The 6,000-nt window shown below is 62.8% G+C and carries 3 protein-coding genes; all 3 read left to right on the top strand.

Annotated elements, in window-relative coordinates:
- Nucleotides 1–1,502: 1,502 nt before the first annotated feature.
- The 3 genes from Q0K07_RS07920 to Q0K07_RS07910 are packed head-to-tail and all read left to right on the top strand — an operon-like array spanning nucleotide 1,503 to nucleotide 5,426.
- Nucleotides 1,503–2,222 (top strand): hypothetical protein, encoded by a 720-nt coding sequence (locus Q0K07_RS07920; RefSeq protein ID WP_294558299.1) that lies wholly within the window; start codon nucleotides 1,503–1,505, stop codon nucleotides 2,220–2,222.
- A 12-nt stretch (nucleotides 2,223–2,234) separates the two neighbouring features.
- Nucleotides 2,235–5,186 (top strand): VCBS domain-containing protein, encoded by a 2,952-nt coding sequence (locus tag Q0K07_RS07915; RefSeq protein ID WP_367178874.1) that lies wholly within the window; start codon nucleotides 2,235–2,237, stop codon nucleotides 5,184–5,186.
- Nucleotides 5,187–5,222: 36 nt separating this feature from the next.
- Entirely contained in the window at nucleotides 5,223–5,426 is a 204-nt protein-coding gene (locus tag Q0K07_RS07910; protein ID WP_294558298.1) for a hypothetical protein, read from the top strand.
- Nucleotides 5,427–6,000: the final 574 nt, after the last annotated feature.

Below are 6,000 nucleotides of genomic sequence, written 5' to 3'. Positions count from 1 at the left end.
AGTGAGAATGGATGAAAGTATAATTTTATAGACTGTTAATCACTAGGTTGGCGGTTCAAGTCCGTCTCGGGGAGCCACTGAACGTCAGGTCCTTACGATGAAACATCGTAAGGGCTTTTTCGTTTAACATCGTCCTTTTTCTCCCTGAAGCGCCATGCCATGGCGTGAAGGCGTGCCTGCCTGAAAAGAACATACTCTGCTCTGTAAAGAAACAGCAGATTCCCCCCCCCACGGCTGCGGGGCAGAAAAAGCACGCCGCCCGTTCCCGGCAGCGGACCTTCCGGAAAACGCCGGACACAGCCCCGGATACAGGCCGGGCATGGCGCGCTCCGGGCGCACGCGGCTTTTTTCAAGGTTCCCCCCATGGGGGTGAGGCATACAGGTGGGCGTGGCATGGCGCATTTCTCCGGCCGCGGTTCCCCCCGGCGTAGGGAATATCTGCTGGAAGACGCCAAGCTTCCTTCCGTGATGACGGTTCCCCTGCGGGCGTAGGGAATATGTCCGGCCGCGTCCTTCCGGCTGCACAGCTCTAGGGATTCCCCCGCGGTCGGGAGGAATATCATGACCAGGCATACAAAACCTTGTCCTATAATGCTGTTCCCCCGCAGGCGGGGGAATATATAGCCGCAGCCATGGCGCGGATATCAAATCTTCGTTTTTTCCCGGTGGGGAATATACCGGCATGGGGGTAGTCTGTCTTGCGTATCTGTCTCCCCCGGTGTGAGGAATATTCGGAGGAGACGGCGTCATATCTGTTTGCGTTGGGCTTCTCCCCGCGGCTGTGGGCGCACCAGCAGACTCGCCTTCTCAAAAGTCCCCAGGTTCCCGGGCGTGGGGAAGATCCTGGCAGATAAAAGCAAGTTCACGGAAGCATTTCTCCCCGCCGGTGTGCAGCATACCTTCCGGGGGATAACCTTTCCCCGGCCGTGCCCATTCCTCCCCTCAGACGTGGGGAATAAAAGAGAGAGATTTTCAGATTCAACGTCCCCATTTTCCCCCGCGGCCGTGGGGAAGATTCTCCGGGCAACCCCGGCAACCACTATAAGACCCATTTTCCCCCTCAGGCGTGGGGAAGATACGGCTTTTTTCCTCTTACTCTCACCGCGCGGGGCGTTCCGCCGGGGATGCCTGCACAGAGCACCTTTTCCGGGCGGGGCCGGAGAAGAACCGTGCCTGCGGGGCATGAGGCGCCTCCCCGGTCTGCGGGCGGCGTTCTGCCGCATGTTCTCCCTGCAACGGGGAGGCACCCGCTTGACTCAAAGCAGAAAAACGATACGTTCTTATTATATATCCCTGAGGTAGACGGTATGTTTCTGCTGATGTCGACACCTGCACAAAAAAGGATGCCCTCTCCTTCCGCACCCCCGCTCCGCCGTTCAGCAGTCTTTTTCCCCCTCCGCCCTTTTTCCCTTTTCTGTTTTCCGGCAGGTTCCATGCCGTTTTTCACAGGAACGGAGGCGTGACTTTCCTCCTCTGACTTCTTCCTTTCTCAGGAGATCACCATGGCCGACATACGCCTTGCCAGGCCCGCCGCGGGCACTGTACAGCATATTGCATGCACGCCCGACGCCCTGTTCATTTTTGATTTTCCTGCCGGTGACGGCACCTTTTCCCGCGAGGGGGACAATCTTGTCATCACGTTCGACGACGGCGGCACCCTGACGCTGGAGAACTTCTACACGGCCTATGCCGGCGAGAACATGCCTTCGTTCTCCACAGGGGGCGAGGAAATCACCTGTGCCGCCTTCTTCACGGCCATGGACGAGCCCGAACTCATCCCCTCCTCCCGTTCCGGGCATGCGGCGCAGGGCAACGGCAACCGCTTTCACGAGTTCGGAAACACCGGGCTGCTGGGCGGGCTGGAACGTCTCGGCGGGCCGGAGCGCATCGACAGGCCGGAGCAGGACCGGGAATACGACGATGCGGAACCTGTGCTTCACGGCACCATCGTGGTGAAGGATATCCCCGTCGGAGCCAGGCCGGCCCTTTTCCTCAGCACGGATAAGGGCCGCGTGCAGGAAGCGGGTGTGGAAGGCTGTGAAACGCCCGTCGATTCCACGGACCCCGGCAATCCCAATGCCGAAGTTACCGGGGTGGACAGCACTTCCGGCCGCATTGTTCTTACCGACAGTGACAGCAACGTCCTGACATTGTCCGTCAGCGGCACCGTCTTGCATACAAACGCGCATTCCGGCCCTGCAACGCCTTCTGTGACCGCCTAGGACGGGAGCGTCCTGCCCATTGCCGCCGGGAGCGGCGGAACGCTCACCCTGTACCTCAATGCGGAAGGGGCGCTGGTCGCTTCCCTCGCGCCGGGCGAAGACTGCTACGGCACGCTCACCCTGGATTTCTCCCGCGGCATGTCGGGCGCATGGACGTTTGCGCTGAACAGGGATTCGGCCCTCGTGAACTCCATGAATGAAGGAGAATCCTTCGACATCTCCCTGAATTTCACAGCAAACGACGGCACACAGGAAACTCCCGGCCTCAGCTCGGACGAGGCGACGCTGACCATCCATATTCAGGGCGCCAACGACAGGCCGGTGTTCACCGCGGTCACCGCAGGCAGTGAGCGGTTCGACGTGACGGCCCACGGCCTCAGCTCGGCCGGTGATCTCGTGGCCACGGACGGCCCGGATGTGGAAGGCGTATCGTCCACCATTTCCGGCTCGCTCAGGGCCGTGGATGCGGATGCGGACAACGGCGCGGGAAGCGAAACCCAGAGCGGGAACCAGCTGACCTTCATGCTGACGGGTTTTGCCGGCAGTGTGGCGGGCACGGTATCCGAGGCGGCAGACGGCACCGTCAGTTACCAGCCCTACGACGAGTCGTCCTCCCAGTGGAGCAATCTGGTCAGTGCCTCCGGTACGCTCACCGGCCCTGAGACCGACGCCGACGGAAGGGAATACTGCTCCATGACCACCTCCTACGGCACCTTCCGTGTGTACGAAGACGGCTCCTATACCTACACGGCCACCAGTACCGATCAGCTGGGCGGCGACGAATACGTCACCGAGACCTTCACGGTACGGGTGCAGGACGCTCACGGCTCCTTCAGCGAGCAGACCATCACCATCACCCTGCGCGACGAGGAAAGCCCGATCAGGGGCGGCGCGCAGATTTCCCAGTCCCTCCGGGAAGAAGGCGTGGAAACGGACGGTTCCGATCCCAACAGCTATGTGGCGACAGAGCAGGGAATTCCCACAAACTCGTCCGGGGAGAATACCAGCACGCTCTTTTCCGACGCGGACATCAACGACACCATAACGCTGCGCCTGGCCCAGTCATCCATCGCCCTGACAAAGGCGAACGCCTCCGCCGACGCCCCGGATTACTGGCTGGTGCCCGAAATCAACAATATTCCGCTGGGCGCCGCGGGAAGCTCCACGACACTCTACCTTGTGACCGGGAACAACAAATTTTCCTGGAGCTACACCCCGGGGACCGACACGGTGGGCCGCCTTGTCTTTACACGGCAGAACAACGGCGATGTGGACTACACCTTCACGCTGGACCCTCTCAACGAGACGCAGAATTCCACCGACCACAGCGACAACAGCGCTTTTCTCGACCGGCTCGCCGAGGGCGATAAGGTCCAGGTCACGTTCTACGTCAATGCTTCCAACAGCGGATCCGACAACATATCAAACAGCGAGATCTTCATCACCATCCTCGGCACCAACGACAGGCCCGGGATCCACTCCACCGTGACGGATGCTCACCTGACCGTCGAATCCGACGGCTCATCCGGTTCTTCCGACATACCCGACGTTGCCGGCAGGGTGACGGCCAGCGACGTGGACCGCGACAACGGGGAAGGCTCGACGGAGAACAACGGGCTGCACCTGTCGTGGAGCGGCATGCAGTCTGAAACCATCGGAGGATGTGAGCCCTCGTCCATTCTTTCCGAGACCAGCAGCGGCGACAGCCTCACCATCAAGACCACCTACGGCACGCTGATACTGAATCTGAGTACCGGCGAATTCACCTATACCATGGATGAACCGTCTGATGCCACGGGCACGCCCAACGCCATCATGAGACTGAATGCACAGCAGCAGGTGACGGAAACCTTTTCCATAAGCGTGACGGACAGCCACGGCGCCACTGCCACACAGGAGATCACCATCACCATCCAGGGTTCCGACGACACGGGGACGGCTTCCCTGACGATTTCTCCGGATATGAATCCTGCAGACACGGGCGGCACGGATGTTGCCGTGGCCCTCATGGCTGCTGCGGACAGGGCGGACATCTCCTTCCTCCCTGCCGACGCCGCGCCGGATGACGGAGAAGGGCTCGGCCCCATCGCTTCCCTCGGCGACGCCTTCCCCCTGCACGCAGACGGCGCCTTCCTCTTCACGGATACCGGAGAGGCTTTGTCCCACACAACGGCGGACGGTACGCCCCTCCTCACGCCGGAGGGCGGAGGGCTGGAACCTGCGGCAAGCGTGCGGCTCTCCGGCGGTGAAGAAAACACCCTTCACGGCAACGCGGGAGCCGACATGCCGGGCGGTGACGGCGGCGCTTCCGGTGTTGCGGCCGACACGCCGGGCCTGCATGGAGACGGCGTCACGGCGGACCATCTCCACGAAGCCCTGCCTGCCCCGGGCGACACGCTGAAACATTTCCTCTCCGCCGTGGAAGGCACGGAAGGTTCCGGCACGCTCCACGGCGAAGGAAACGACATGCTCTTCGGCACGGGCGGTTCCGACGCGCCCTTCGGCGGCGCGGGCAGCGATGACCTCCACGGCGGCGCGGGGCAGGACGGCGCCGTCGGCGGCAGCGACATGGTGGTGTACGATGCCTCCGGTTCGTTCCTCCACGGCGGCACGGGCCTGAACCTGTTCCCTGACGACCCGGATGCTCCGGGAACAGACAGCATGGACGATCTTCTTTCCGGCCTCGGCGGCACGGAGGACGGCGGCCCCGGAGACGGCTTCGACACCGGCATCACCGGCAGCGGCCTGGATCACGGCCTTACGTCGCCGGACAGTCCGGGCACAGGCGCGGAACAGGCCCCCCTCGCGGACTGGCATGCCGGCGGAGAAGGCTTCACGCCCGGCGTGGACGTCGCGGATCTCATGCAGAACCCCGGCTTCACCCCGGAGCCTTACGCGGATGCCTCCGTGGACGACGCCGTGCAGACGCAGGTGTTCCTGCTGCAGAACAATCAGGGCGCCTGATGCCCCGGGGCAGACATACTGACCAAAGGAGTTTCCATGACAAAACAGCTCTTGCGCGACCGTGCAGGCCGACTCCTCGGCTGGATCGAGACCGACAGCCGCGGCAAACAGTACCTGCGCGACAAAGCGGGCCGACTCCTCGGCTGGTACGACCCCGCACTCGGCAGCACATACGACCGTGCGGGCCGGCTCGTCGGCAGAAGCAATATTCTGCTTACCCTGCTTCCCGTCCGGCCGTAGGCATACGCCTGCACGGACCTGCGCCTGTTCCCGCCGGTGCGGCCCTGCCGGGGGGGGGGAGGAAGCCTTGACGTACCCACCCCGGAAATGCCGGTGCGGTATTTAAATGCGCTTCGATTCCGAAGCGTGCCTGACCTGCTGACCGCTCAAAACACCGCAGCCCGGCCCGGGGAAGACGGCGGAAAGAGCTGCCGCGTCTCCGGGCCTGCCGTTCCCCTGCTTCAGGCAAAAAAACAGCCCCTCACGCCTCTGCCCGGCCGTGCCCCGCATCTTCCGGACAGAGAGCACGGCGAACCCCCTTTCCCTGCGCCCTGCTCTCACGGCTTTTTTCCGCAGAGCATCCGCAGGCGAGCGGCAGGCAGGGCTTTCCCATGCGCGGCCCAAAGCGGCAGGCTCCCTTCAGGATCCCTTCCGCCGCCTCAGCGTTCCGACTTTTCGCCGCCCCCGGGGGCGGTCCGCTTCCAGCCCGGCGGCTCTATGGCCGGGTTCGTACTCACAAGGTAGCCGGCCCAGGGCTTCGAGTCGCCGTCGGGTCCTTGAGTTCCAGGAAAAAGCACTCTCCGTCCGGGCTCAT

The organism is uncultured Mailhella sp. (assembly GCF_944324615.1).
Lineage (GTDB): Bacteria > Desulfobacterota > Desulfovibrionia > Desulfovibrionales > Desulfovibrionaceae > Mailhella.
Note: the sequence above shows the minus strand (reverse complement) of the source record. Positions and strands in the feature narration are given on the sequence as shown.

What these genes read in the sequence shown, in the direction of transcription:
- Q0K07_RS07920 (WP_294558299.1), top strand. Translation starts at nt 1,503, where the DNA reads ATGGCCGACATACGCCTTGCCAGGCCCGCCGCGGGCACTGTACAGCAT.
- Q0K07_RS07910 (WP_294558298.1), top strand. Translation starts at nt 5,223, where the DNA reads ATGACAAAACAGCTCTTGCGCGACCGTGCAGGCCGACTCCTCGGCTGG.